A 26,982-nucleotide genomic window follows, 5' to 3' on the forward strand; every position below is an offset into this window, starting at 1 on the left:
GTACCGGCCCACGCTGGACGTGGAGTAGTGGTGTTTCGGGCGCTGATGGCGCTGGTGCTGCTCGCGCCACTTCCGCTCGGGGCCTACGCCACATGGGCATGGACAGCCGGCGCCGTCGTTTGCGGCGTGCTGCTTGCCGCCTGGGGTGCCTTGGCCCTGCGAGGACTGCTTGCTGTCACCACACCGCCGCCATTCCTGCTATGGGCAACGCTGGCGATGGCGATGGCGATGGCTTGGGCCTTGCTGCAAACCGCCGGCTTCATGCCGGAGACTTGGCATCACCCCATATGGCTTACATCCGCCGAAGCGTTGGGTACCCCCTACCGCGGAACCATCTCGCTGGACCCCGCAGCGGGCCGCGAGAGCATACTCCGCATGGCGGCGAATTCCGGCGTATTTTGGCTGGCTTTTCAGTATGGCAGCGACCCCCGCCGCGCCTGGCGCATCCTGCGCGCCCTGGCGGTCTGCGCATCCTGCTACGCCTCGTTCGGCCTGATAATGACGCTTTCGGACGCTGGGCGTATCCCTTGGTTCGACAATTCGCGGTTCCCCGGGCAGGTGACAGCTACATTCGTGAATCCCAACTCATGGGCGACCTATTGCGGTATCGGCCTATTGTGCGCAACGGCGGTAATCAGACACCGCTTCGCGCGCAGCACGGCCTACCTGGACGGATTGCGCACGCGCCTCTACGTTCTGCTAACCGAATTCATCCCGCGCAACACTCTCTTGCTGGCTGGCTGGCTGGTGCTCGCCAGCGCGCTGCTGCTCAGTCTTTCTCGCGGCGGTGTAGCAGCAACCGTTCTCGCGCTGCTGGTTTTCACATGGCTGCTCGCCTTGCAGCGCCCTCAGCGTGCTCGAGCGCTGGCAATGCGAACATTGGTGACCGCGATGGCGGGTGCGGCGCTGCTCCTGTTGGCCGGAGGAGGCTTGGCGCGGCATTTCGGAGAGGCGGACTCAGACTGGGCGGCGCGCGCGGAGATCTATACCCTCACGATCCAGGCCATAAGAGAAAAACCTCTACTGGGAACGGGACTAGGCACCTACGCATCGATTTACCGCAGCCTTCGCACCGAGGGAATCCGGCCGGGCGTCACAAGGGCTCACAACGACTACCTGGAGCTGGCGGTCGAGCTCGGCATCCCCGCAGCCTTGCTCATACTCGCTGCGATGGCGGCGTTGGCCATCGGCTGCGCGCGAGGCGTTCTGGCGCGGCGGCGCGACGCAGAACTTCCCGCCGTCGGCGCAGCAGGCTGCGCACTAGTAGGTGCTCATTCGTTCCTGGACTTCAGCCTGCAGTTACCGGCGATAGCCGCCACCTTCTCGCTGCTTTTCGGCGCGGCAGTGGCTCAAGCCCGTGGCCGCCTCACGGCCGGATCCGCGAGTGTCATGCGGAATTCTAGGCCTGATGCAGGCTGACCGGCTAGCTTGAATCGACGCCAGGCAGCCCAAGTCCATGAGAATATGTCACCTCATCGAATCCGGCGCAACCGGCGCATTGGAAATGGTGCTTTTGATGGTGGAAGTCCAGCGCAAGATGGGCCACGATGTGTTGCTCGCGTACTCGCGCCGGCCCGGGGCGCCGGCCCGGCTGCGCGACAGGGTGCACGAGCAGGTACGGCTGGTGCATCTGAAGATGCGGCCACTGCCGCTTTTTCTTCCCGTTTGGTGTTGGCGCTACGCACGGCTGCTGCGTCGATGGCGGCCGGACGTACTGCATTCACACGGCTCGCGGGCCGGATTTCTGGGCAGGTTGCTGGCGGGGCGACGCTTGCGGGGGCGCGCGTTCCACAGCCCGCATTGCATATCGTTGATGCATCGCAGTTTTTCTGCTTTGGAACGCGCCCTGTACCGAGGGCTGGAGAGATTTGCGCAGCGTGTCTGCCCGGCGGTGTATATCGCCTGCACGGAACCGGAACGCGCGGTCATCGCGCGGGAAATTGGGGCTCCTGTGCGGCTGCTGGAAAACGCAATCGAGGATGGGCTGGATGCGCGAGTCGAGAAGGGCGGCGCCCGCAGTAATCGTGTGCAGAGGGTAGTTACCTGTGCGCGCATCGCGGACCTCAAGGATCCGGCCCTATTCGCCAGTATTTGCAGAGCGGTGTGCAAGCAACGCCCGGAAATCGAATTTCTCTGGATTGGCGACGGGGACGCGCGTCAGCGGCGCATCCTGGAGGATGCCGGGGTAACCGTTACTGGCTGGATGTCTCGCAGCGACGCGCTTCGGCAAGTGGCCTCGGGCTGTGTCTATCTCTCCACGAGCGGCTGGGAGGGTATGCCGGTTTCCGTGCTGGAAGCAATGTTCCTTGAGGTTCCCGTGGTGTGTCGGCGCGCCGAGTGGAGCGAGCCGATAGTGCATCACGGACAAACGGGGTTCTTGTTCGACGATTCGCGGGCCGCCACCGAAGTGTTGCTCACGCTGGATCAGGCCGGGCGCCGCAAGATCGCCGGAAACGCACTTAAGGCGGCCAGGGAACGGTTCTCCGAAGCGCGCTTCGCGGCGGAATTGGCACGCATCTACAAGCTCGCGCATTGACCGGACCAGCCGCGCTGTCAAGAACTTTTCTGGTGCGCTGTTTTTGCGGCGCGGCCAGCGTTGGTTACAGCCTGCTACTGGCGGACGTGCTGGCGGTGGCGGACATGGGGCGATTCGCAGCTACCGTTTCAGTGGCGGTGATTGCCGCCACTGTCGCCAAGTGCGGCCTTGACGCCTACTTGCTGCGCACTGCCGCGACGCACCCGCAAGGCGCCCGACCGATCACCGTGCGCTGCCTGGCGTTCGCGGGGCTGGCGGGCGCCGTCTTCTGGGCTGTTGGCGGGGGGGCTCCAATCGAAACCGGGTCTGCCTACGCGGCAGCGTTTCGTGTGTTCCTGGCGGGGGTGCCGTTCCTGGCCATGGGTTTCGTGCTCGCGGGTCTGCTGAAGGCCGCAAGTCGACCCGCAGCCGCCTTGCTACTTGAAATGGGCGGCTGGCAAACAGTGATGTGCCTGTGCGCGATTCTGATGCGCCAGACCGGCAGCGACTCCCTGCTCCTGGTCGCGGTCTGTTTCGCGGTCGGCCCCACTCTGCTGTTCGCAGGTTTCTTCTTGATGTCGGAACGCCTGATCTTCAGTAGAGCAGTTTCACCCGACCCGCGCTCGCCCCCGTCGTCCCGCATCCAACTGCGAAATGTCGCGCCTTTTGCAGCCGTTTCCATCTGCCATGTGCTGATCCGGTGGTCCGACGCATTATGGCTAGCTTTCTGGCTGGATGTGGAGGCGGTGGCGATCTATGTCGTATGCACGCGGCTCGCCGGAGGAATTTCCTTCGTTGATCACGCCGTCAATGCTCTGGCAGCGCCCCGCTTCGCCCGCTATCACGCCAGCCGCAACACAAAGGCGCTGCGGACCGACTTCCGGCGCGTATGCATGACTAGCTGCGGCCTTGGCGCGCTCGGCGCCACAGCGCTGATTTCGCTGGCGCCGATCATTCTGGGCTTCTTCGGCGCACCGTATGCGGAGTCGGCCGGATTGCTGCAAACCGCCGCGGTGTTGATGGCCGTGCATGTGACCCTGGTTCCCGTGGGCCACCTTGCGGCCATGTCGGGCCGGGCAATCGATCATTTCAAGGCCAGCGGCGTGATGCTGCTGCTCCAGCAGGCGATCTACTTGCTGGCGATTCCGCGCTTCGGCATGGCGGGCGCTCTACTCGGGTTCGCTCTGCCGCAGGTATTCGCTAACCTGCTCACGCTGGCGCTGCTGCTGCGGCGCGGCGTGTTCGACTCGCCGGTGCGATGAGGCGAAGCGGCCGCGCCCAATTTGGCCGCCGGGCGACCGCCCGGACCCACCCACCGCCAACCCCGACCCTGCCCCGGAAGCCCAGTGCATGAACCGGTCCGCCAAGGCAATGGCGATTACCGGATAGGCGAAGTACCACGCATAGGTCTTGACGAAGTTGTATGCCTCCGAGCGAAACAGGCGGTAGGCAAGAATCATGGCGAAAATCACGAGCACATGGCGTATAGCGGACGGCGAGCGTTCCAGCCAACCGAATACGGCGCCGAAGAATGCGAAGTGCGCCGCAACGCCAATAAATCCGCCCGCCGAGTAGCCCTCCCAGACGCCGGTAAATCCGAAGGCGGTGCCCGGCGACAGAATCATCCGATCCGGGAAGAACTCCTGCATGAGCCATTCGGACAAGGAATCCTCCTCGGGCCGGACCACGAACAGCGACCTCAGCGCCAGGCGGTAGCCGTCATGGGGTAGTTCCGATTCGGGCGACGACATCAGCAGCAGCGTGTGGCGTATCCAGTTCACGTACTCTCCGTAATCCACCGCCACGGCATAGTCTCTTGCGAGCAGAAGGAGATAAAGCAGAGGTTTGAAAATCAGCGTCGAAGCAATCGCAGCCACCAGGAAGCATGCGGTCGCCAGCGGGCCGATCTTGCCGAACCTCTCCAGGCAGTATGCCCCGGCCAGCACGACGATCATCAGGTCGTACCGCGATATGGTCAACAAGCTGAAGAGGACGCAATGGGCGAGCAGCACGATGAGCAATATCAGGTCGCGCCGCTGCCCAAGCTTGAAGTGGCGCAGCAGCACGAAGGGCAGGCCGACGTTGAGGAGGTTGGCGATATAGAGCAGTTCGGTCTTGGCCTGCAGGCTGCCGAATCGCTCGATTCGATCCATGAACACGAAGTTCAGCGGGCCGATCAGGAGGACTGCGACCGCGGCTGCCACGAAACCCACACCCACTACGGCAAGCAGCACAGCATGACTTGGCAAATGGCCGGAAACACTTCCGGAACCGGTAGCGAGCGGCCGCTTGGTGAGCATATAGGCCAGATTGAACCCGAGCACGGCCGCCACACACATCCAAGCGATCAGGTCCAACTCGCCGCCGAAGTACGATCCCATCTGCCGCCGGGCGATACTCATGCCGAAAACCATGTAGGCCGCGGCGCAAACATTGAAGAAAATGCCAAGCTGCAGAACATGCCGCTGCCGCACGAAGTAGAAGGCGGAGAAGCCAAGTATGGCCGTGAGCAAAATAGCGGTGGACATCATCGGGCCGGCAATGTTCAGTGCACGATCTAACAGACTCCGAGCGGCTGCAAGCGAAGCGCTTGGCTCACGGGTTTAGCGGCGCCGAAACGCGCCAAGGCGTGTAACCGGCCGCGCAATGGCGCTGCGCAGCTTGCGGGCAGCGTGAAGCTGCAACGGTGCTGATACCTGGTCCAACTGCAAACCTCGGCCTCGACCGAGCGAACTATAGCCCTTTCCTGAAGCGCTTGATCCAATTGACGTAAACCCATCTCATGGGGTAGTCGAGACCGAGGCGCGGGGGGCGGGAAGCCACGCCATCCTGCGGCGGCCCGACCCTCGCTGCGCGCAGTATGAATTCCTCTACCGGCTGGCGGTCCACCAGGTGCGCTACTTCACGGGCCTGAAACGTCATCCGCTCAGGCGCCGCCTGCAGCATCGAAACCAGGACGCTGCCGATGTCCGCGGAGCGGTGGATGCGCCAGCCGGTCTGCTGGGTAAGCGGGCTGTCCCGGTAATCCAGGGTGGCGGTGGGCTTGCCGGCCAGCATGGCCGTGGTCGCCACTGTGGAGGGCGTCGTGATGAGACACTGGTAGCGGCGTATGCAGCGGGCGAACGAATCACTTGCATCGTTGAGGTCCGCCGCAATGCCCAGCGACGCCAGCAGCTTTGCGTCGCCCGTGCGGAAGCGGTACGAGACGCCCAGGCGGTCGAGAGCGGTAATCGTGAGCGCAAGCAAACGTTTCAGGCGAGAACGTTCTGCGCCGTCAAACGCGGGGTTGCGGGCGGTAGCGACGAGAAACGATCTCATGGCGGTCTGGGGCGCTGCCCGTTCAGCCCCTGCAGGTGCTGCCTGTTCGACACCGTCGTGCCCGCCTCGGTTCCCGTCCTTGCACACGTCCGAGAGCCTTGCGCGCGCCGGCAGCCAGGCGTGAGTTTGTACGCCAAGGGCCGTCCATCGCGTGTGCGTCCAGCGGTCAACGCAGGCCACATGCGAATAGAGCAAAGGGTCCATTTGATACAGTCGGCGCCGCCGGTGGGCCGGATTGTGGTAGGCATTGGCCAGGTCGAATATTCCATCGAACAGGTACACCCGCGGTATGCCTCTGCGCATGGCCGATTCCAGCACCCAACGGGCCGCTGCGCTGGTATCGATGGTGTTCACGACGGCCCCGATACCAGCGAGCTTTTTCGGCAGCGACACAAGATTCACCGCACCGAAGCGCGCGACCTCGCGCAGTCGGCTCAAATTTACGCCCAAGGCGGCCACGTGCGCGGGCGGCTGCAGAAAAAGGACTTTCAAGGCTCACCCGAACCTGGCGCAACGTCCAGACTAAAGTCCGAGTAGATCCGCCATCAGGTCCGAACGGCCAGCACGGTCGGCGGCGGCGGCGGCCAGGAGCGCGTTCCGGCGCCACGCTTCGCGCGCCTTGTCAGTCACCAAACCTCGCTGCCGATCATCCAGTTCATCCCACACCTTAAGGCCGGCTTCCAACGTCAGCAGCAGCATCCCGTGGTTGCGGTCCTCGCGCGGCCCGCTATGCAGGGCAAGCTTCAGCGGCAGGGCAAACTCTGCTGTGGGCGCGCTCCGCAATAGACGCACTTGCACCAGGCGCATCCAGCCGTAGGGATCCATCGGCGCTCGGCGCAAACCGGCAATTAACGCGGCCTCAGCCCTAGCCAGACCATCGTCCCGCGACCCGGCGGCGCCGGCTTCCACGAGCAACAAGTGGCCAAGCGCGGCTTCCTTGTAATTTGCGGCGGCGCCCCGCCAGGCAGCGGCGTCCTGACGCGAGCGCGCGAATCGGCGCAGGGCTGGAGCCGTGACAGATTGGCCGTTCTCGATCTGCCGGAGAGCGGGATCGCCTATAGTCTGAATCGCACCGCCCACGGCTGTCGGCAGTGCCGCCAGCATCACTCCAGCTCCCAGACCGACCGCCGCAGCGCCAGCCAATACCGGAGCGCGAAACCGGACTCTGTAGCTGAATCCAGGCATGTCTAACGGGCGCGAGCGTAGTAGCGTCCGAACTTGGAGTACGAACCCAATGGATAAACGCCGTAGGGATAGCGGGCGCCCTTGCCGGTATGCGCCATACTCAACACCACGCCGGCCACTTGCGCTTCGGAATCGAGGATTTGCTTGAACCCGGCCAGCGCCACCTTGCGCGCGGTTTCCGCCCACCGCACCACGTACACCGTCCGGTCCACTTGCCTGGCAAGCGTACGAGAATCGGAAACAAGCAGCGAAGGCGGCGAATCCACCACGATCATTTCGTACGAATCCCGCAACGGTTGCAGCAGCTTCGACAGCGAACGAGAACGCAGAATATCGGTGGGCACATGACCCACGCGCCCGGCCGTCAGCACGTCCAACCCCGATGACTCGTCGCGCTGTATAGCCTGTTCGGCGGACTTCAGTTGTCCGGTCAGCAATTGGGCAAGGCCCTGCTTGTCGGACAATCCAAGCCGTTTGCCGACCTGACCATGGCGCAGGTCGCCATCAATCAGCAGCACCTTGCGACCGCTCCGAGCGATCAGGCGGGTCAGCGCGATCGCGATGAATGTCTTGCCTTCTTCGGCCACCGAGGAAGTAATCAGAACAGAGGTGCATGAGGACTCGTCTGCATCGGCAAGTAACAGCCCGGTATGCAGCATCCGCAGCGATTCGGCGAACTCCGACATCGGTTCGTCCAGCACCTCATCGACCAGCTTGCCATCGCCCTCCTTAAGCTTCGGAACAACGCCAAGCACCCCGGAATTCATGGCAGTCTCGATTTGTTCGGAATCCCGGAAGCCGCGATTGAACAATTGCTCAACCAGGAACACCAGCAGCAGCGCGAGCAAAATGGACGCTACCAGCGTGATCGACATGGCCGCGGCGACATTTGGCCACGCTGGCTCGCTGGGCACCGCGGCTCTGGAGATAATTCGCGCATCCGCGCTGAACAGGTCCTCCTGCTGGCCGGTTTCCTTCCAGCGCGCCAGGAAAACATCGAACAACCCCTGGTTAGCCGCCGCTTCGCGCTCCAGGACGCGCAGTCGCGCCTGCGCGGTGGTCAGCCGCGAAGCCTCCTCCTTGAGAGACTCAAGCCGCTGCGCCAGTGTGCGCTCGCGGGTTTGCGCCACTTCCAAATCGTTCTCCAATCCGCGCACGATGCGGTCAACCTCAATCGCGATTTTGGCGCGAATATCGGACAACTCCGCGGTAACGTTAACCATCTGCGGGTGCCGCGGACCATACTCGGACGCCAACTGCGCGACCTGGCCTGCCAATGTCGCCTCCTGCAGGCGCAGGTTCTGGATCAGCGGCGCGGCCAGCACTTCCGGCACGGCATAAATGTCCCCGTCCGACCGCAACTGCTCGCGGGCCTGGCGGAGCTTTGCGTCGGCTTCTGTGCGCGTCGCCTGCGCAGCGATCAGTTGAATGTTGAATTCCGATATCTGCTGCTCGATCAAGGTCGTGTTGCTGGCTTGCGTCAATCCCTGAGCCTGACGGTAATCCTCAACCGCCCGGTCCGATTCCTCCACTTGTTCCCGAAGGGCCTGAACTCGCTTATCCAGCCACGCAGCCGCTTGTTCCGTAACGCCGAGCTTGTCCTGAAGCTGCTCCGCCAAGTAGATTTCGGACAGCGTATTGGCGATCGCTGCGGCCAGCACGGGGTTGGTGGAGGTGGCGGCAACCGAAACCACGCGCGACACACCGACCACTCCCACATCCAAAGCTTCCAGCAACTCCGTAACCGTGTCGCTGCGGATCAGGTCGGCCTGCTCCGGAAATGCCTCAGCAGTGGGGGCCGACCCGGCAAAAGCGCCACGCAACCAAGAGCCGAGCTTGTCCAGACTCGCGCTCCAGACCGACGGACGCAAATTCCGATTGAATTCGGGATTGTCCTCAAGGCCAAGCTGGCCTACGACCTTTTCGGCCAATCCCCGTGATTTGAGTACCTGAACCTCGCTTTGCAGAGTTGTGCGGTCGGGGCGCAGTGCGTCGATCACGTTCTCGATTTCGACCACATTCGAGGTGCGCGTACCGATGAAAATCTGCGTCTCGGCGGTATAACGCGGAGCGAGCTGAAATACGATCAGCGTGGTGACGAGCATCGAAATTGCGACTGTCGAATAGATCAGCGCCCTGCGATGCCAGAGCAGGCCGAGTATATCGGGAATGCTGGGCTCGGGCGCCGCCGGAAAGCCGCGATTCTGGGGCTCGGTCAAGTCGGTGTGCAATCGTCGGGATGGGAGGAATGTCGATGCATATTTCCGGACCGCTTCAGAAGATGCGTTCCTGGACCGTTATCACATCGCCGGGAAAAACGCTGTCGGTGACCGATATCGATTGCGCGGTGCGCCTGGCGTCCGCTGCGCGAATAACCTCCACCCGGTTCTTGCGGGCTCTATAGGTAAACCCGCCGCCGATAGCAACCGCTTCGTTCACCGTCATGCCATTCACGTAAGGATAAGAACCGGGGTTGTTCACCTCCCCGAGAATGTAGAACGGGCGGTATTCCAGCACTTCTACTCCAACCCGAGGATTTCGAAGGTAGTCGGGCCGCAGTGCGTTCACCACCATCTGCTGCGCTTCAAGCACGGTAACGCCTTCCAACTCCAGGTTCCCCGCCAACGGCAGCGCGACGGAGCCCTTTTCGTTTATCAGGAATTCGCCCGATAAGTCCTCGTGCCCGTAAACCGTGATACGGATGCGGTCGCCGGGTCCCAGCGCGTATTCGGAAGCCGAACCGGAGGATTCGGCGCCCACTGGAGCCACATCACCAGTCTGGGCGGTAGCGCTACTTGTGGGGAGAACCGCGTAGCTTAGCCACAACACGACCGCACACGCGGCATTTTGAAATGTCACTCGCCGCTGTGCCGCAAACTCCGCCGAAACACTAGAGCTGGAAGCGCACATCCAAGTACACGAAATTCTTTGTGTAGTCGTCCCGATCGAGACTTGAATCCCGCCGCTGCATGCGATAGCCCAAGTCGATGTGCATCGTCCTGCTGCACAGCCAGGTGGCTCGAATCAACAGGGTCCGAATATTGTCCTTGCGCTCGATCCCAACGTAGCTGTTACGAGTCACGCTAGCGTCGGCGCCTAGCAGCAGGTTGCGGCGCAGTTCGTGATCCACGCCCAATTCCAATGCCGAAGAAAAGTAGCCGGAGGCCTGCCGCAGCGTCGATTCCCCCACCGTACGGCTCGCGCCGCCGCGGATTGTGGTGAGCGGCGTGACGTTCCAGGTTAGCGCGCCGCCATAACTCGCTCCACTCACCTTCGGCAGGCGGTCGTCGCGATCATATTCCTGCCTTCGGTGGCCGCCGAACAGGTCCAAGGCAAGCGCCGCAGCCAGCTTCAGCCGCGCGCCAACAACTATTTCCGTTCCGTCAGAATCACGGCGATAGCGATCCTCGCCCTGCAAGCGGTCGTAGCGGCGGATATAGCGCGTGGCGCGCAGATATCCCTCAAAGTCCGGCGTGAAATCCCAGCCGGCCCATGCCGAAACGTCGGTCTCGTCCCGGTCGCGATCGTCCTGCACCAAGCGGTCACCCGTCACGCTGTCAACGGCGTCGTCGTAGGCAATGCTGGAATAGTCCGCTTTCGCGCCCAGGCTCAGTCGATTAAGGCGCCGAAATCCTTCCACCCGGGCGCCGGAAACCAGCCGGGAGATGGGCTCTGCAGCCGTTCGCGGCGAATCGGGATCGCCGCGTTCCTCGTGCAGTTTGCGGGCGCTTAGTCCGCCACTCAACCAAGCGTCGCGGGCGATGTCCAGGCGGCCCTGTGTACTCGCAAACCAATTGGTGACGTTTTCCTCATCGGCGCTGGAGAAGTAACTCGCGTCAAGCCCGGCGTCCAGTTGAATTTCGTGATTGCTCCACTGCGAAACTCCGAACAGGCGCGGACGGACGAAACCAATTTCGTCCTGGGTCTTCCCGCCGGGCAGCCGGTAGATGTTGTTGTCGTCTGCCAACCCCAACTCAAGAGATGGAAACAGCAGAAAGCTGCCGCTTCTGATCCCCACCGGGTCGTAGCCTGCGCGCGGGCGGGTGCCAACGTTCCACTCAAGTGCAGAACTGTCCCCTTGAGCCCCTTGGGCCATCGCGTCCGGAGCGCCGAACGCCAACCAGGCCAATAGCCCCGCGAAAAAATAGCGAGGCCTCAACGCGGTAACGGCCGGCGACCGCTGAAAGTACTGTACTGGTGTCGTCATTCAAACTACCCCGCGCTTCTGGACGGATGAGTAACAGGTCCTCAAGCGCGCAAAGAATCCAACCAGCCTACTGTACAGGGCTGATCTGGGAGGGATTTTCAACCGTGGCCTGGAGCAGGACCATCCTTTCGTCGGCATCTTCGCGCGTTCTGGGGACGCCCCGAAGATCGGGCAAGGCCGTTAACAGCGTGGCTACCGAGACCGCAGGATTGGCGGCGGCCGCGCCCCGCAAAACGGCGTCCACGGATGCCGAACGAGCACGCGACAGCGAGATGGCCAGCGCCGCGATAGCGGTCGCGTAGTCCGCAGCGTCGGGGCCGGCAGCATGCTCGGCGATCACCGCCCGGATAGCGCTCTGCAGCGCATCGGGGTCGTCAGAATGATTGCGCACCGCATCGCGGACAGCAGCGGCCACCGGCGCAGGCACCGTGAACCGCTCCTGCTCAATGCTTACCGACACCGAGCCGTCCGCCTCTTCGGTCACCTCGGTCTGCGCCTGTGCACACAAAAGCGGCATGACGCACATCGCTGCGGCAAATGCAACGCGCGACCTTCTCTCTACTGCAGCCACGTCTCGTCCTCCTCGACCTTTGTACTCCATCCGCGCGTCCGTTAACCGCGCGAATTTGAACGTCAGTGTAGCATACCGGCGGCCACGCTCAGGCTTCAGGAAACAAGGCCACCGGGCTCAAGAGCACTGGTTGATTGCGGCATTCAGCATTGACACGGTAGCGCACGGGGCCACGGCAAGCGGGGCCGTCCGCAGCCTTGTCGGGCGCGTTCGGCGTTCAGTTCGCGAAGTTGCCGAAATCCGCAACGAGCGTCAGACCGAAGGTCCGGCGCTCGCCGAGGTATGCGTTGTATTGCCTGTTGGGCACGCCCACGGTCGCGCCGGACACGTAGAGCTCGTCAAACAGGTTGCGCACCCAAAGCTGCGCCTCGTACCAACCCCCAATAACGCCGACGCTGGCGTTGGCGATGGTGCGCTCAGGCACCCAAGCCAGGTTCATCGCATCGGCGTATTGCTTCGATTGGTATGCGACGTCGTAGCGGATGAAATACTCCTCGGCGAACCCCACGGTCATCTCGTCACGCCACTCGGCGCCGAAAGCCGCTTGCCACTTCGATTGACGCTGCATCTGATTGCCGCCGACATGCCCATCAATGGGACACACGATGTCGTCGCAGACCGAGGGAAACCCGCCCCAGCGCTTGTCGAAGGTGCCTTCCTTGTACTTGGCGTCGCCGAAATAGGCGGATCCGCTCACGGTCAGATTCGAGGAGAACGCATAAGCGCCCTCTAATTCAAATCCCTTGGAACTCACATCGCCCAGATTGGCGGTCAGCGAAAGCGACAAGTCGTCCGGGTTGCCCGGGTCCTGCGCTCGGATCTGCACATCCGACCACTCGATCCAGAACAGCGATCCATTCAGGCGCAACTTCCCGTCCCAGAGGATGTTCTTGGAGCCGATTTCGTAGGTCCAGTTCTGATCCTCGTCGAAGGTGCGGTCTTCGACCCGCACGGATGAGGCATTGAAACCGCCCAGCTTCACGCCCTTTGCAAGCGAAACGAACAGCAGGCGATCGTCGCTGACATCGTATTCCAGCGTAAGCCGCGGCGTGAACGACGAAAACTCGTCCTCCAGAACCACCCCCGTGAACACCAGGTTTCCGCCTACCCCGGCGGACGGTTGATTGCCCTCGAACTTGTCGGTACTCGAGTAGCGCGCCTCCACGCCGATGCGCGCCCTGTCGTCCATGAAGGCATAGCTGATCTCGGCAAACGGAGAGGTGGTCTTGTTCCTGTTCACGAGGCGCCTGAGGTTCGCATAGAAGAGGAAGGCCGACTGATCCAGGATATCGACCGGCTGCGTGGGCACCGCCGTCAACGCGGGCAGGCCGGTGAAGTTGGCGGTATAGAAATCACGGCTCTTGGTGTAGAAGTATCCGGCGGCAGCCCGCAAGGGTCCGCCCGTGTCCCACGACACCCTGATCTCATGGGAATCCACTTCGAAGTCGCCGATCGGGCCGCTTTCGAAAATGCAGCCGGGCAAGGGCGGCGTGGCGAACGGGCAATCCGGCAAGAGGTCCTTGTAGCCCAGGGTCTTGGTATCCGCCTCCAGCCTGCCGTATATGTATTCCACGGCTATCGAATCACTGACGGCCCAGTTGACCGAGCCGCGCGTGAACTCCGCATTCAACTGACGCGCGTATCCTCGCGGGTCGGTGGGAATGCTGTCCACCCAGAGTTCGCCGCAGAAGAGGCGGTACCATTGGCCGCCATAGCCGAAGCCTGGTCTCCCCGCCGGCCGGACATCCGCATTCCATTGTCCGCAGTTCAGGAACTGGCTGTCCGCGCCCAGTTCGGCGAAGAAGTTCTGCGCTCTGTGTTCCCTGTCGAAGTCGTAGTCGTAGTAGGCAAGGTCGATGGTCAGGGCGTCGGCGGGCGTCACGCGCAGGGCGAGACTGGCCACCGCGCGCTCGTATCCGCCCAGCCGGCCGTTGCTGCCTTGGTCGAAGCCGATGTCCGCGAACGGATGCGTATTCTCCCAGGTGCCGTCGAACTCCGAGTAGTCGTATCCCGCGAGCACCGAAACCAGACCGGGGATAATCGGTCCCGACACGGTGCCGGCCCAGTCCTGCCGCGAATGGTTGCCGGCCACAGCTTGCCCCCGCAGGTCCCACTCGTCGCTGGGCCTCCGGGGAATGTAGTTGATCGCGCCCATGAAGGCGTTGCGTCCGTAGCGGGCGCTTTGCGGGCCCTTGACCACCTCGACGCGCTCCATGTTGGCGAAGCCCAGGTCGGTGACGTAGCTGCGCGGCAGATATACGCCGTCGAAGAACACCGAGACGTTCTGCTCGCCGGACTGCAAAATCGACACTTGGGTGGCGCCGCGCACCACCGGCGTGGTCCCGCCCTGGCCGCCGAAATCCTCGAAGTTGAATCCGGGCGTGAACAGCGCGATATCGCGCATCTCCTGGATATTGCGCTTCTGCATTTCCTCTGCGGTGAATGCGGTAATCGCCAGCGGGATATCCTGGATCGCCTCTTCGCGCTTGCGCGCCGTGACAACGATCTCCTCCAACTGAGCCTCCTGGCCGAATGCGATATCGACCTGGGCGGGGCCGAACAGGATTACCGCGGCGGCGGCCAAGCCGGCAGGAAGTAGATTCAAGCGGTTTGCCATGACATGTGCTCCTATCTTGGCGATATCAAAAGCCGCCGGGGCATCCATGCACACGGCGCGCTCGTCGTGAACTCGACAAGGCCAGCAGCACAGCCGGTACTCCCGCTTGCTTCCGCCTCCCCCAAGCTCCCGCCAGAGTATAAACCCCGACTCTCCCCGAACCATTGGGTGGGCGGCAATGTGGCGCGCCCGGAGAGATTCGAACTCCCGACCTTCTGGTTCGTAGCCAGATGCTCTATCCAGGCTAAGCTACGGGCGCGCTGCTGCAAATTATATTAGGCTGCGGGCGTCGGTCTCGGCGCCCTTGCGCGCCGCATCGGGAGGCAGGTAGATGCCTTGGCTGTAGAAGCGGTCAAGCGAGGCCTTCATGGCCGCGAAGTTCGCATACGGGTTGTCCTGCGGATCGCCGGCCCAGAGATCGCCGGGCAGGCCGTACCCCTTCTCGTACCAGTCCACGTAGCTGCGCGGTTCATCCCAGACCATCAGGTTGGCCGCGGACTTGGCGCGGTAACGGCGTAGTTCGGCCAGGTCCAGGTTGGCCTGGAAGCTGACCTTGCCGGAGGTGTCGGCTTCGCCCAGCAGACGGCCGTCGTAGCTGATGATGCGCGTATAGCCGCGCAGGAAGGTTCCGGGATGCACGGCGTGCGGGTCGAAGTATTCGCCGCCTGGACGTGGCGCCAGGATGTAGGCGCCGGCGTCGTGGGCGCGGGTCATGCGGCACTCCTCCCAAGGGCGCCGGCCGGCGCCATGCGGGTCGGAAGTGCAGTGGATGATGACCTCGGCGCCACGTTTCGCGAGCATGTGCGCGGTTTCCGGCACCGTGTGGTCGAAGCAGACCATGGCGGCGAGCTTGCCCAAGGGCGTATCGACAACCGGAAACAGCGCGTCATAGCCCAGTTCCTCAACCAGACGCGAATAGATGCTGCCGGGCGTGGTGTCGGGCAACTGCCCCCAGATATCGGCGCAGTGCAGCTTGCGGTAATGCAGAATCAGATCGCCGGAATCATTGAGTATGAAGGCGGAGTTGAACACGCGCTCGGGGAAGCGCGGGTCTTTCTCGAACGTGGAGCCGGCCACGTAAACGTGGTTCTTCTGGGCAAACTCGCTCAAGACGTCTGTTTCCGGCCCCGGATAAGTGATTGCGATACGCTCCAGGGTCTTCGGCGTGCGCTTGCCGAAGCCGCCGGAGCCGGTCATGAAGAACTCCGGAAAACAGACCAGCCGCACATTGGGTATGAAGGCGCTGCGCGCCGCCAGGCCTACTGCTTCGTCGAGGTTTTTCTTGAGGATTTCGCCGGGATTCGGCGTGTCCATGTGAATGACGCGGAACTCGTTCTGCACCAGCAGCGCCGAATACTGGTCCTCTCGGGGACCGTCAACCCGATTGGCGTCCGCTTGCGCCAATATGCGCCGCTCGGCCTCGGCGCGCCATCCCGCCCGCGTGTCGGGCATGGGCCGGGCTTGCACCGCATCGGCCGCGGCGGCCTGCCTGTAGCCGGGGGCGTAGAGCATGCTGCGCATGTAGACAGGCTGGTTCATGAACAGGGTGGAACGCTTGCGGCGCAAGTACTGGATGCTGAAATCGGGGATCAAAAAGCTCTCGCCCTGCCCTGCCTCCTCGTAGTTCTGCTCGTCGTGCAGATAGAGCGCCGACGCGCAGGGCAACCTGACGGCAAGCTCGCCGCTCCCAACAGAGTGCGGAGTGGCCACCGCCACATAGGCCGAACTCTCGTAGGCGCGCGTGCGCCGTGCCCGTTGGCGGCTCTCGAAGCCCGCATCGCGGCGCTCCCGACAAGGGTTCAGAAGCACTTCGGCGCCGTTGTAGGTCAGTACGCGCGCATAGTGCGAATACAGAACGTCTTCGCCGGTGAGCAGACCCAGGCGGCCCAGCGGTGTATCGGCCACCGGCAGTTCGACCGGATGTCCCAGCTCGCAGGCGGAGTCGCTGAACCCTTCCAGGAAATCCGGGGTTATCTTGGGGCAGCGCAACGCGGCGGCGCCGTCCGGACCCACCACAAAACCTATGGTTTGCGGCTTGCCGGAATGCGCCGCGATCATGGGCGCGGCGCCCGCGATATGGATGCCGAGCCGGCTTGCGGCAGCGCCGATTTCCGCCAGCACATCGCTCTCTGCCTGCAGCCGTGGCCAGTCAGCTTCGCCCAAGGGCAGCAGCAGCAAGGCGCCTTCGAGTTCGCCAAGCTGCTGTCCCGCAGCCTCGGCAATACTCGCAAGCCTCTCGCCGGCGGTCTCTACCCGCCAAGGTTCCTGGGTAATGATCAGCATGTTTGTCCCCTGAATAAGTCCCATTATCCACCGCGGAACGGATCGCGCGCCAGCCGGGTGACGTTGTTCTGCCATCCGCGAGGCAGCATACGCCCGCGCAGCGCGCGCTTGCCCAGGTAGTTTTCCAGCGCCTGTCCGCGCAAGGTCATCCTGCGCTCGCCGCAATGCACTATCAAACGGTCGCGCGCAGCGATCACGGTTGCCGCAGCCAACCGCTCGCCGTTCTTCAGCGCCATGAGCAGCACGCCGCGCCCACCGCCGGATTCGGGCAGTTCCGCCAGCGGAAACAGCAGCAACCGGCCGCTATCCGAGACGGCTGCAACCAGGCTGTCGGCGTCAAGCGCCGGTGTCGGCGGCAGAGGCTCCGCGCCCTCGGGCAGATTCAGAAACGCCTTGCCGGCGCGCGACCGCGAATAGAGCCGGCCGGTGCTCACGACAAAGCCATGGCCACGGTCGCCGCATACCAGCCACCGCCCCTTGGGGTCACCGCCCATCAGGCCGCTCCAGGTGGCTCCGTCAGCCACGTTGAAGCGGCTGGAAAGCGGTTCGCCGTGAGTCCTCGCCGATGGAAGGCTGTGGGCCGGGAGCGTATAGACCCGCCCCTCGCCACTGAGAAAAACGACCTGTTGATTGGACTTGCAGGGCAAATCGCAAAGCAGTTCGTCGCCCGGACGAAAGTTCAGCGCCGTGCTGTCGAGCTCGTGCCCCTTGCCGGCGCGCGCAAAGCCGTGGCGGGAAAGCACCACGGTGATCGCCTCGGCAGGAGTCAGGTCTTGTTCCTGAAAGGCCTGCGCCGGCGACGCTTGAGTCACGATTCGTGTGCGGCGCTCGTTGCCATGCACTTGCGCGAGCTCGCGAAATTCGGAAATCATCAGCTTGTCGAATTTCGCGGCGTCTGCCAGCGTTGCACGCAGTTCCTCGCGTTCGGCCTCCAACTCATCCTGTTCGGCCAGCAGTTTTTCTTCCTCGATCCTGGCCAGGCTGCGCAATCGAATATTGAGTATGCCGGCGGCCTGCTCGGCGCTCAGCTTGAAGCGTTCCATAAGCCGGGCTTGCGGATCATCCTCGTAGCGGGCGATGGCGATGACATCGTCGAGGTTGAGGTAGGCGATCATCAAGCCTTCGAGTATGTGCAGGCGCGCGGATACCTGCTCTTCGCGGTGCTCAAGACGGCGGCGCAGCGTGGTTCGACGAAAACTCAGCCATTCCACAAGCATTCCGCGCAGACTGCGGACGCGGGGGCGTCCGTCCTGCCCGATCACATTGAGGTTCACGCGCAATGACCGCTCCAGGTCGGTGGTGGCGAACAAGTGCGCCATCAGGGCATCGCTATCGACACGCGCAGAACGCGGTTCCAGCACCAGACGAACCGGGTTCTCGTGATCGCTTTCGTCGCGCAGGGTTTCCAGCATCGGCAGGCGCTTGGCATTCATCTGCCGCGCGATCTGCTCCAGCACGCGGCTCCCGGACACCTGCCAGGGCAGCTCATGGATCACGATTGACGAACCCTCGCGCCTGAAGACCGCCCGCAGGCGCAGCACGCCGTGCCCCTTGCGGTAAATCTCCTGCAGCTCCTCGGCTGGGCTGATCAGTTCCCCGCCGGTGGGAAAGTCGGGTCCCGGGATCAGGCTGCACAGCTTGGCGAGGCTCAGCTTCGGATTGGGAGCCAGGCGCTCCAGGGCCACCGCCAGCTCGCGCAGGTTGTGCGGCGGTATGTCGGTGGACATTCCCACTGCGATGCCCGATGAACCGTTCACAAGCACATTGGGCAGAGGCGCGGGCAGCAGCCGCGGCTCCTTCAGCGTACCGTCGAAATTGTCGATCCAGTCCACCGTGCCCTGATCGAGTTCCGCGAGCAGGGTTTGCGCATAGGCCGTGAGCCGCGCCTCGGTGTAGCGCATCGCCGCAAACGACTTGGGATCGTCCACCGCGCCGAAGTTGCCGTGGCCGTCCACCAGCGGATGGCGATAGGCGAACGGCTGCGCCAGGTGCACCATGGCCTCGTAGCAGGCCGCATCGCCATGCGGGTGAAACTTGCCGATTACGTCGCCGATCGTGCGCGCGCTCTTGCGCGGCTTGGCGGTGGCCGCCAAGCCCAACTCGCTCATCGCATAGACGATGCGGCGCTGCACGGGCTTGAGACCATCGGCCAGGTGCGGCAGCGCACGGTCCAGGATGACGTACATGGAGTAGTCCAGATAGGCCTGCTCCGCGTATTCGGCCAGCGGCCGCGATTCCGCATTGCCGCTGGGAACGAGGGTAAGCTGCGCGCCCGCCATCAGCCGGCGGCCAGATCGCCCTTGTCTTCCAGCCAGGCGCGGCGGTCGGCGGCGCGTTTTTTCGAGAGCAGCATATCGAGCACCGGAAACGCTTCGCCGGTCTCTTCCATTTCCAGGCGCACCAGCCGGCGGGTGGCGGGCGCCATGGCCGTCTCGCGCAACTGCCTAGCGCTCATTTCGCCCAGCCCCTTGAAGCGGGTCACGGAAACCTTGCGTGCGGAGGCACGGCGCAGCAGAGCGTCGCGCTCGGCGTCGGTGAGCGCGTAGTGCGTTTCCTTGCCGATGTCGAGACGGTAGAGCGGCGGCATCACCACGTAGATGTGGCCCTGTCTGACCAGTTCCGGAAAGTGGCGCGCGAACAGGGCGCAGATCAGGGTGGCGATATGTCTGCCATCGGAGTCGGCATCCGCGAGAATGCACACCTTGCGATAGCGCAAGTTGCTCAAATCGGCATCCGCCGCGGTTACGCCCAGCGCCACGCCGATGTCATGGACCTCCTGCGAGGCGCTCAAGTCGGCGGAATCGACTTCCCAGGTGTTGAGAATCTTGCCCCGCAGCGGCAGCACGGCCTGGTACTCGCGATGCCGGGCCTGGCGCGCCGAACCGCCCGCCGAATCGCCCTCCACGAGGAATATCTCGCATTCGTCGGGCACGGTGCTGGTGCAATCGGCCAGTTTGCCGGGCAGCGCCGGTCCGGCCACCGGAGTGCGCCGCGCAACCTTGCGCGAGGCCTTGATGCGCCGCTGAGCGGCGTCAATGGCCAGCCGTGCAATGCGCTCGCCTACCTCCGAGTGCTGGTTCAACCAAAGCGCCAAGGCGCTCTTGGCCGCCTCGGCCGTGAACGCGGCGCACTCGCGCGAGGCCAGCGACTCCTTCATCTGCCCGCTGAATTGCGGTTCGGCCAGCTTCACCGACACCACGAAATTCACTCCGTCCCAAACGTCGGCCGGCGATATTTTCAGGTCGCGCGGCAGCAGCTTGTGGAACTCGCAGAATTCCCTCAAGCCTTCGGTCAGGCCGCTGCGCAAACCACTGACGTGCGTGCCGTGGCGCGGCGTGGGCACCAGGTTGACGTAACTCTCCTCCACCTGGTGGGCGCCGCCGGCGGTCCAGGCCACCACGCAATCCAGGGCCTGACCTTCCTCATCCTCCTGGGAAATTCGCAGCGGGCTGTCCGGCAGGCGTTCGACATCAGCCAATTGCTCGGTCAAGTAGTAGCCGAGCCCATCTTCGTAGTGCCATTCCTCGTTGACGCCCTCGGATTCAGCGGCAAGCGTCACGGTCAAGCCCGGACACAGCAGCGCCTTGGCGCGCAACAACCGCCGGAGCGACGGCAGGTGAAACCCGGTGCTCGAGAAATACTTCGTATCGGGCCAAAACCGCAGCCAGGTTCCGGTGGCGCGTCTGGGCACATTGCCCGCCGCTGTCAGCGCTTCGCGGACCTCGCCGCCGGCGAAGCTCATGCGCCACTCGCGTCCATCACGCCGCACGCGCACATCGAGACGGCTGGACAAGGCGTTGACCACCGATACGCCCACGCCGTGCAAACCTCCGGAATAACGGTATTGCCGGCGCGAGAACTTGGCCCCTGCGTGGAGCCGGGTCAGGATCAGCTCGACGCCGCTGAGTCCGGTTTCCTCGTGGGTATCCACCGGCATCCCGCGCCCATCGTCCTCCACGGCCAGCGAGCCGTCGGCGTGAAGAGTGACGTCGATGCGCTTGCACTTGCCGGCCAGCGCCTCGTCCACGCTGTTGTCGATAACCTCGTGGGCCAGGTAGTTGGGGCGCGCGGTGTCGGTGAACATTCCCGGCCTGCGGCGGACCGGGTCAAGACCGCTGAGAACTTCGATGTCGTCAGCGCGGTATGCGGCCTTCATGCGCGTATCCTGTTGCCAACTGAAGCCTGGCCCGCCATCAGCCCAGGATCCGTTCCCGCTCATAGAGGCGTATGGCGGCATACGCGAACAGCGCCGCCACCAGCAACGAAGACATCACGGATACAGCCAGCATGGATGCTTCGATGGGTTCCGCCTGAGCCAGGCGGGAAATCAGCAAGTGCTGACTGAGGCTCGGGACCGCCATCAGCGCCAGGCTGGGCTTGGGGTTCAGTATCGACGCCACGATCAGCGGCATAGTGGGGATCAGGATCACGAAACCCAGGTAGGTCTGGGCTTCCTTGTAGCTCTTCGTAAACGACGCAACGAGGGTCATCAGCGCCGCGCCCAGTGGTGCAAAGGGAACGAGGATCGCAAAGGCAGCCAGCGCGCTCCCCGCATCCAGGGAGGCGCTGATTCTCAGTTCCTCAATGGAAACAAAGCGCAGCGCGACGCTGATGCATGCCAGGCTCAGCGCCAGTGTCAGGAGCATGTAGCTCGATGTAGCGCTCATTTTTCCAAGCAGCAGGCTGGAACGCGGAACCGGCGTGGACAGCAGCGGCTCCAGCGACTTGCGCTCCCGCTCTCCAGCGGTCGTATCGGTGGCCAGATAGAGCCCCCCGACCAACATGCCGAACAGCAGAAAATAGCTGAGCATGCCGAAAATGTAGATAGACATGTCGTCCGAGCGTTGGCGCGCTGTCGAGACATCGATACTGTCCACGATCAGCGGGCGCATCACGAACGGGTCCAGGCCCCGAGCCAACAGCCGCAGGCTGCCGATCTGCGCGGAATAGGTCCGGATCTCTCCGCTGACGCGCCGCGCGGGCTGGCTGGAAGAGGATTCCGACCTGTCATGTATCACGCTGACGCGCCCGCCCGCGCCGCTCGCCAATTCCTCACCGAACGAATCTTCCACCACCACCACCACGCCCATGGCGCGAGCTTCAACCGCCCGCACCGCCTCGCCGATGTTCGCCAGCGCGTGGTCTTCGGTGGTGTGGATGCCCTGGCTAGCCAGGAAGGCAACGAGGTTAGGGGCGTGTTCCGCGCCGACGATGGGCACCGTGATCGGCTTTTCCACTGACGAGACAACTGACGGGACAGCCTGCGAAATGGTCAGGTTGAAAACGCTTACGCAAACGATCGGGCCGAGTAGAGGACCGAGCACAATCGCGGTGAAAAACGTGCGCTTGTCGCGCGAGTTGTCGAGAATTTCCTTGCGGCAGACCGTGAGTATCGCCCGCATCATTGTTCTTCGCCGCCTACTGCCGATACGAAAATTTCCTCGAGGTCGCGCTCGCCGAAGCGGTCCGCGAGCTGCTCCGGCGTTCCCTGCGCCGCAATCTTGCCGCGGGCCATGATAACCAACTGATCGGCAAGCGCCGAGATCTCCTGCATTACGTGACTGGAGATCAGGATGCAATGCCCTTCCCGGGAAAGTTCCCGCAACCACTGGCGTAACTGGCGAATGGCCATTACGTCCAGCCCATTGGTGGGCTCGTCGAGCAACAGGTAGCGCGGCTCATGCACCAGCGCCCGGGCCAGCGCCACCTTGGTGCGCTCGCCCTGGGAAAACCCACGCGCCTTGCGCTTGGCGACATCGCCCAGTTGCAGGCGCTCCACGAGCCGTCCGATCCGCGCCGCCAGCGTCTTGCGGTCCACGCCGCACAGCAGGCCGAAATAGCGGATGTTCTCGATCCCGTTCAGGTGCGGATAAAGGCCGGCGTCGTGAGGCAGAGCGCCAATGATCTGCCGCACCGCCAGCGGCTGCTCCGCAACGTCGAGCCCGCCGATACGGGCCGTGCCGCTATCGGGTCTCAACACGGTCGAGAGCACGCGCAGGCAAGTGGACTTTCCGGCGCCGTTGGGCCCCAACAGCCCGGTAATGGCGCCGGCGCGCGCGCGGAAGCCGATATCCGACAGCGCAAGCACTTTGCCGAAGCGCTTGCTGAGCGCGTCAACTTCGATCACGACGGACTTGGCTTGCCGGGGAAAGGCACGACGTGCTCAGGGCCCTGGACCGGCGGCACTGATGAAGAAGGGCATCGTGGTCACGCGCTCCAGGCAGGCGCCGTCGAGGCCCTCGGCGGAGCCGGCTGCGAAAAATTCTCTCATCAGGCCCGGAACGCAGCCGATGGCCGCCATCACGTGGCCCTGATCCCGGGCCACCAGGTGCAGGGCAGCGCCAAGCCCACCGGCTATCGTTTCATCCGCGTAGCGCGCCGGCGTGGCGGGATCGTTTGCGCCCGATAGCAGCAGCACCGGGTGATCGCTGACAAGAGGCTGCTTGAAATCGGCATCGACCACACCGCGCGGCCATTGAGCGCAAATTACGCCGAAGGCATCCATGATCGAGGAGCCCAGGTAGGCCTCGGCGGTGGCCTTCGAGCTGTCCGGCGCTGCGAACGGGTAATCCTCGCTGCAAATTACCGAATTGTGCATGGGCAAGCTCAGCGAGCGCTCAAGGCTGTCGGCGATCCTCTCTGCCTGCGCCAGCAGCATATCGAAGCGTCCTTGCGCCGCCTCGTCAATGATCAACGGCAACAGGGAAGCCGATAAGGACGAGTAACTGAACAGGCGGGTTACGCCCATCAGGTACTCGGCATTGACCAGCACCTGTTCCGGCTCACCGCTGTCGGCGTTGATCCGCGCAACGGAAACCGGGGACGTTTCAAGCCTGGACATGACATTGCTGAACGTGCGCGGCAAGTCGCCGAAACGCGCCGCGCAAGCCGCGTCGCGGGCGCAGCGCGCGAAGATGGCGTCGAGCGCCTCCTGGGCATTGCTTGCAATTTCAGGCCCCAGAGCCAACGGCGCCGGAACCACCCCGTCAAGCACAACGGAACGCACATGCTGCGGATAACGACGCAGGTAGTGCTGCGCGACTCGGCTGCCGTAGGACACACCGTAGATATTCCACTGCTCAACGCCGAGTTCGCGCCGCACTGCTTCGAGGTCCCGAACGGCAACCGAGGTCGTGAAAAAACGCGGATCACGGTCGAGGTTGACCAGACAGTCGCTGACCAAGCGCTCCAGCAAATCCGTCTCGGCAATCTGAAAGTCCATGCCCAGCGGAAAGTCGCACTCGAAACCGAGGGCCGAGCGGCCGGTTCCACGCTGATCCACGAGGATGATGTCGCGTTCGCGTCTCGCAGCCGCAAACGCCGTGCCCAACTGGAGATAGAAATCGACCGCGCTCTGACCGGGGCCGCCGGTGATCAGCAGCAGCGGGTCGGGCTGGGGTTGGGCCATCCGCGCCGGGATGCGAGCCACAAAGAGGTCGATGGTTTCACCCTGCGGCGCTTCGGGATCTAGCGGCACGGCAAGGTTGGCGCAGCGGGCATAGAACCTGGAAAGGCCCGGCGCCTCAAGCAGGCAGCCGAACTCCGCAAGACCGGCGCGGGCGTGCGGCGAAGCGAAACCGATTGCCAGCACAACGGCAAGCGCGAGGCTCAGAGATGCGGGGCCAGCGCATCTGACCCGACCACCGATCCTGCCACCGGGAATGCGGCGCACTGGCGCGATAAGGCGCAAGTGGGCGCTGCGGCTCGTCAAACGCAAGTCCACCGACGCGCTCGAAGCAGGCTCGCGGCGCCGGCTCGGGCTCGGCTCATGCAAAGTCCTCAAGCAAGGCCAGCCGCACCGATTCGGGAAGCGCATCGACGCGATGCGCGTAGCGAGGATGCTCGACGCCGACCGCCAGCGCCGCGCCACGCCGCAGGGCGGCAATGGCGTCGGGCGAGAATTCGAAGCGCAGGAAATGCACGGCCGAAGTCTTGTCCGCGTCAGACCGCTCCAGGTCTTCGTCCGCGACCGCCATGCAGCGCGGATATCCTTGCGCCTGCATCCACACCGCGTCTTCGATACCTATCAGTTTCGCCAATTCCGCCCGGCGCTGCTCGGCATCCTCGAATTCGATCAGCATCGTGGCCTTCAGATTGCAGCCATCCGGTATGAGCGGATTGTAGGCGCGCAACTCCTCCTCGATGGCCTCGGGTTCGAAGGTCCGTTCCACGCGCAGAATTTCCTGCAACTGATACTGGATGGTCAAGCGGTCCTCGAACAGCAGGGTTACGTGCTCGCCCACCGCTACGCGGCGGTTTTTCTTGTGTTCGAGAACGCGCGCGCGGAATGCCTCGCGCTGCTCGGCATAGCGCTCCAGGCCCATCAGCTCGGAGCGCCGAATCAGGTTCGACATGGCGGCGCGGCGCGTCAGCAGCCGTAGGCCTGGCGCAGCAAGCTCACGGGATGGCGGTAGTCGGCGCTACGCTGCAGGCCGTTGAGTATCTGCCGGCCGGCCAGCGGACAATCGCTGGTGAAGTGATCCCATTCGCTGTCCTGCGCCGAGCGTATTGCCGCGCGGGCGATCTTTTCCGAGGCATCTCGGGATTCGGCGCGCACCCCGTAAACGCCGTCGAAGCCGGAACAGCGCTCAATCGTCTGCACTGTGGTGTCGGGCGCCAGCTTGAGAACCTCCGGCGTCTTGAGCCCGAAGTTCTGCACCTGCGTATGACAGGGTGCGTGGTACATCACGCGGCCGAGGCCCTGCTTGAACGCTCCGGCCAGTTCCCCTTCGCGGTTGCGCAGCCACAGATAGTGCATGGGATCGCGCACCGACTCTGCCACCGTCCTGACGTGCTCGTCCTCGGGGAACATTTCCGGCAATTCCTGTTGAAACATCAGCGCGCAGGATGGCACCGGCGCCAGGATTGTGCCGCCTCCGCGGGCATGCTCCGCCAGCGCCGGAAGGTTCTTGCGCAGCAGCGCCTCGACGCCCTGGAAGTCGCCCAGCTCCAGCTTCGGCATGCCGCAGCAGGCTTCGGATTGCATCATGGTCGCGCTGATGCCGTTGTGATCCAGCACGGCGAAAAGATCGTCGATGATTTCCGGGCCGTTATAGTCGCCGTAGCAGGTGGCGAACACCAGCACCTCGCCCTGCTTACGGCTGCGCGCGCGTCTTCCCTTGAACTTGCGGTAGTCCGGCAAGGGCGCGCGGCGGCTCACGCCGGCGACATTCTCCAGCGCGGCTCGCGCGAGCGAGTTGCGGTTCAGCGCGTTCACGGTCTGCGCCACCACCGGGATACCCGCCAGCCGGCCCACGGCGCGCGGCGCGGCCAGGGTCCTGTCGCGCAGCCGGGCGCCGTTCTTGCGCCAGTTCTGGGCCTTGGCGCGCAACATCAGCCGCGGAAAATCGACCATGAACGGATGCGGCGGAACATAAGGGCACTTGGCGCGGTAGCACATGTCGCACAAGTAGCACTGTTCGGCCACTTCCCAATAGACCTTTTTCGGCGTGGTATCGAGCTCGCCGCTGTCGGATTCGTCGATCGCATCGAACAGCAGCGGAAACGCATTGCAGAGGTTGAAGCAGCGGCGGCAGCCATGGCAGATGTCGAACACCCGCTCCTCTTCGGCAACGAGCGCAGTTTCGTCGTAGTAGTCGGGCGAGCGCCAGTCGATGAGGCGCTCGACCGAGCCGGAGGTGGCGTCCGTATCCGTCATGCGTTCTTCGTAACCCGTTCGGCGCTACGCGCGCCTTTGCGCGCCAGATAGCGCGCATCGGCGACGCAGGACATGGGTTCGGAGCGTGTTTCGCGGAAGTCCGGAAACGTATGCAATATCCGGGCTAGCCGTCCAGGTTGTCGAGCGCCTTCTGAAAGCGGTTGGCGTGACTGCGCTCGGCCTTGGCCAGCGTCTCGAACCAGTCCGCGATCTCCTCGAAACCTTCGTCGCGCGCGGTCCTGGCCATGCCGGGATACATGTCGGTGTACTCGTAGGTCTCGCCGGCAATGGCTGCCGCCAGATTATCCGCGGTACCGCCGATGGGCTTGCCGGTGGCCGGGTCGCCAACAGCCTTCAGGTAATCGAGGTGGCCATGGGCATGACCGGTCTCGCCTTCCGCCGTGGACCGGAATACGGCCGCAACATCGTTGTAGCCTTCGACATCGGCCTTGGCCGCAAAGTAGAGATAGCGCCGGTTGGCTTGCGATTCTCCGGCGAAGGCATCCTTGAGGTTCTGTTCGGTTTTCGAGTCTTTGAGGGTCATTTCAGGCTCCATTCTTGGGCAGGAATCAGGACGCATATTCTAGCCCGTATCTTGCGCCGGTCGCTGCCTTGCCACGGAAGGTGG

General features: G+C 63.6%; 20 protein-coding genes and 1 tRNA gene. 3 read left to right on the plus strand and 18 right to left on the minus strand.

Going from position 1 to position 26,982, the window contains the following annotated elements; genetic code table 11:
- Positions 1-30: 30 nt before the first annotated feature.
- Genes ACWCOO_RS08115 through ACWCOO_RS08125 form a run of 3 tightly spaced genes read left to right on the plus strand, consistent with a single transcriptional unit; the run spans position 31 to position 3,777 of the window.
- Positions 31-1,419: an O-antigen ligase family protein gene (locus ACWCOO_RS08115; RefSeq protein ID WP_446830489.1), complete on the plus strand. Its 1,389-nt coding sequence runs from the start codon at positions 31-33 to the stop codon at positions 1,417-1,419.
- A 37-nt stretch (positions 1,420-1,456) separates the two neighbouring features.
- Positions 1,457-2,536 (plus strand): glycosyltransferase, encoded by a 1,080-nt coding sequence (locus tag ACWCOO_RS08120; RefSeq protein ID WP_446830490.1) that lies wholly within the window; start codon positions 1,457-1,459, stop codon positions 2,534-2,536.
- The gene (locus ACWCOO_RS08125; protein WP_446830491.1) at positions 2,533-3,777 is read left to right on the plus strand and encodes a lipopolysaccharide biosynthesis protein; all 1,245 of its coding nucleotides are present in this window, start codon (positions 2,533-2,535) and stop codon (positions 3,775-3,777) included. The genes ACWCOO_RS08120 and ACWCOO_RS08125 overlap by 4 nt, the downstream gene beginning before the upstream one ends.
- On the opposite strand, the gene ACWCOO_RS08130 is transcribed toward ACWCOO_RS08125, so the two are convergent.
- The 18 genes from ACWCOO_RS08130 to ACWCOO_RS08215 all read right to left on the minus strand — a co-directional run bounded on the left by ACWCOO_RS08130 (position 3,685) and on the right by ACWCOO_RS08215 (position 26,898).
- Complete coding sequence (locus tag ACWCOO_RS08130) at positions 3,685-5,046, minus strand: hypothetical protein (RefSeq protein ID WP_446830492.1); 1,362 nt, start codon at positions 5,044-5,046, stop codon at positions 3,685-3,687. The genes ACWCOO_RS08125 and ACWCOO_RS08130 overlap by 93 nt on opposite strands.
- 202 nt (positions 5,047-5,248) lie before the next feature.
- Positions 5,249-6,325, minus strand: a complete 1,077-nt coding sequence (locus tag ACWCOO_RS08135; RefSeq protein WP_446830493.1) for a hypothetical protein — start codon at positions 6,323-6,325, stop codon at positions 5,249-5,251.
- Between the two features lie 30 nt (positions 6,326-6,355).
- Positions 6,356-6,937 carry a hypothetical protein gene (locus ACWCOO_RS08140; RefSeq protein WP_446830494.1) on the minus strand — a complete coding sequence of 194 codons (582 nt, stop codon included), beginning with the start codon at positions 6,935-6,937 and terminating at the stop codon, positions 6,356-6,358.
- 83 nt (positions 6,938-7,020) lie between these two features.
- Complete coding sequence (locus ACWCOO_RS08145) at positions 7,021-9,237, minus strand: GumC family protein (protein WP_446830495.1); 2,217 nt, start codon at positions 9,235-9,237, stop codon at positions 7,021-7,023.
- 55 nt (positions 9,238-9,292) lie between these two features.
- Positions 9,293-9,778, minus strand: coding sequence for a polysaccharide biosynthesis/export family protein (locus ACWCOO_RS08150; protein WP_446830496.1), 486 nt, complete (start codon positions 9,776-9,778; stop codon positions 9,293-9,295).
- A gap of 130 nt (positions 9,779-9,908) precedes the next feature.
- On the minus strand, positions 9,909-11,036 hold the full coding sequence (locus ACWCOO_RS08155; protein WP_446830497.1) for an outer membrane beta-barrel protein: 1,128 nt from the start codon (positions 11,034-11,036) through the stop codon (positions 9,909-9,911).
- A 256-nt stretch (positions 11,037-11,292) separates the two neighbouring features.
- Positions 11,293-11,796, minus strand: a complete 504-nt coding sequence (locus ACWCOO_RS08160; protein WP_446830498.1) for a hypothetical protein — start codon at positions 11,794-11,796, stop codon at positions 11,293-11,295.
- A gap of 217 nt (positions 11,797-12,013) precedes the next feature.
- The gene (locus ACWCOO_RS08165) at positions 12,014-14,413 is read right to left on the minus strand and encodes a TonB-dependent receptor (RefSeq protein ID WP_446830499.1); all 2,400 of its coding nucleotides are present in this window, start codon (positions 14,411-14,413) and stop codon (positions 12,014-12,016) included.
- A 181-nt stretch (positions 14,414-14,594) separates the two neighbouring features.
- Positions 14,595-14,672 (minus strand) — tRNA-Arg (locus ACWCOO_RS08170).
- An 11-nt stretch (positions 14,673-14,683) separates the two neighbouring features.
- Positions 14,684-16,696 (minus strand): nitrilase-related carbon-nitrogen hydrolase, encoded by a 2,013-nt coding sequence (locus tag ACWCOO_RS08175; RefSeq protein WP_446830500.1) that lies wholly within the window; start codon positions 16,694-16,696, stop codon positions 14,684-14,686.
- Positions 16,697-16,719: 23 nt separating this feature from the next.
- Positions 16,720-18,975, minus strand: a complete 2,256-nt coding sequence (gene parC, locus ACWCOO_RS08180; RefSeq protein WP_446830501.1) for a DNA topoisomerase IV subunit A — start codon at positions 18,973-18,975, stop codon at positions 16,720-16,722.
- Complete coding sequence (parE, locus tag ACWCOO_RS08185; protein ID WP_446830502.1) at positions 18,975-20,852, minus strand: DNA topoisomerase IV subunit B; 1,878 nt, start codon at positions 20,850-20,852, stop codon at positions 18,975-18,977. Before parE ends, parC begins: the two co-directional genes overlap by 1 nt.
- Positions 20,853-20,889: 37 nt before the next feature.
- A complete protein-coding gene (locus ACWCOO_RS08190; RefSeq protein ID WP_446830503.1) occupies positions 20,890-22,101 on the minus strand; it encodes an ABC transporter permease in 1,212 nt (403 codons plus the stop codon).
- The gene (locus ACWCOO_RS08195) at positions 22,098-22,823 is read right to left on the minus strand and encodes an ABC transporter ATP-binding protein (protein WP_446830504.1); all 726 of its coding nucleotides are present in this window, start codon (positions 22,821-22,823) and stop codon (positions 22,098-22,100) included. The genes ACWCOO_RS08190 and ACWCOO_RS08195 overlap by 4 nt, the downstream gene beginning before the upstream one ends.
- A 36-nt stretch (positions 22,824-22,859) precedes the next feature.
- Positions 22,860-24,287: an alpha/beta fold hydrolase gene (locus ACWCOO_RS08200; RefSeq protein WP_446830505.1), complete on the minus strand. Its 1,428-nt coding sequence runs from the start codon at positions 24,285-24,287 to the stop codon at positions 22,860-22,862.
- Positions 24,288-24,462: 175 nt separating this feature from the next.
- Positions 24,463-25,050, minus strand: a complete 588-nt coding sequence (locus ACWCOO_RS08205; RefSeq protein WP_446830506.1) for a DUF3501 family protein — start codon at positions 25,048-25,050, stop codon at positions 24,463-24,465.
- Positions 25,051-25,064: 14 nt separating this feature from the next.
- Positions 25,065-26,354, minus strand: a complete 1,290-nt coding sequence (locus tag ACWCOO_RS08210) for a (Fe-S)-binding protein (protein WP_446830507.1) — start codon at positions 26,352-26,354, stop codon at positions 25,065-25,067.
- A 124-nt stretch (positions 26,355-26,478) separates the two neighbouring features.
- Positions 26,479-26,898: a rubrerythrin family protein gene (locus ACWCOO_RS08215; protein WP_446830508.1), complete on the minus strand. Its 420-nt coding sequence runs from the start codon at positions 26,896-26,898 to the stop codon at positions 26,479-26,481.
- Between the last annotated feature and the right edge of the window lie 84 nt (positions 26,899-26,982).

Origin of the sequence: Candidatus Foliamicus sp. (genome assembly GCF_965221325.1) — a bacterium.
Taxonomy (GTDB): Bacteria; Pseudomonadota; Gammaproteobacteria; order Steroidobacterales; family Foliamicaceae; genus Foliamicus.

What these genes read in the sequence shown, in the direction of transcription:
- ACWCOO_RS08120 (WP_446830490.1), top strand. Translation starts at nt 1,457, where the DNA reads ATGAGAATATGTCACCTCATCGAATCCGGCGCAACCGGCGCATTGGAA.
- ACWCOO_RS08130 (WP_446830492.1), bottom strand. Translation starts at nt 5,046, where the DNA reads ATGATGTCCACCGCTATTTTGCTCACGGCCATACTTGGCTTCTCCGCC.
- ACWCOO_RS08140 (WP_446830494.1), bottom strand. Translation starts at nt 6,937, where the DNA reads ATGCTGGCGGCACTGCCGACAGCCGTGGGCGGTGCGATTCAGACTATA.
- ACWCOO_RS08165 (WP_446830499.1), bottom strand. Translation starts at nt 14,413, where the DNA reads ATGGCAAACCGCTTGAATCTACTTCCTGCCGGCTTGGCCGCCGCCGCG.
- ACWCOO_RS08175 (WP_446830500.1), bottom strand. Translation starts at nt 16,696, where the DNA reads ATGCTGATCATTACCCAGGAACCTTGGCGGGTAGAGACCGCCGGCGAG.
- parC (WP_446830501.1), bottom strand. Translation starts at nt 18,975, where the DNA reads ATGGCGGGCGCGCAGCTTACCCTCGTTCCCAGCGGCAATGCGGAATCG.
- parE (WP_446830502.1), bottom strand. Translation starts at nt 20,852, where the DNA reads ATGAAGGCCGCATACCGCGCTGACGACATCGAAGTTCTCAGCGGTCTT.
- ACWCOO_RS08190 (WP_446830503.1), bottom strand. Translation starts at nt 22,101, where the DNA reads ATGATGCGGGCGATACTCACGGTCTGCCGCAAGGAAATTCTCGACAAC.
- ACWCOO_RS08205 (WP_446830506.1), bottom strand. Translation starts at nt 25,050, where the DNA reads ATGTCGAACCTGATTCGGCGCTCCGAGCTGATGGGCCTGGAGCGCTAT.
- ACWCOO_RS08210 (WP_446830507.1), bottom strand. Translation starts at nt 26,354, where the DNA reads ATGACGGATACGGACGCCACCTCCGGCTCGGTCGAGCGCCTCATCGAC.
- ACWCOO_RS08215 (WP_446830508.1), bottom strand. Translation starts at nt 26,898, where the DNA reads ATGACCCTCAAAGACTCGAAAACCGAACAGAACCTCAAGGATGCCTTC.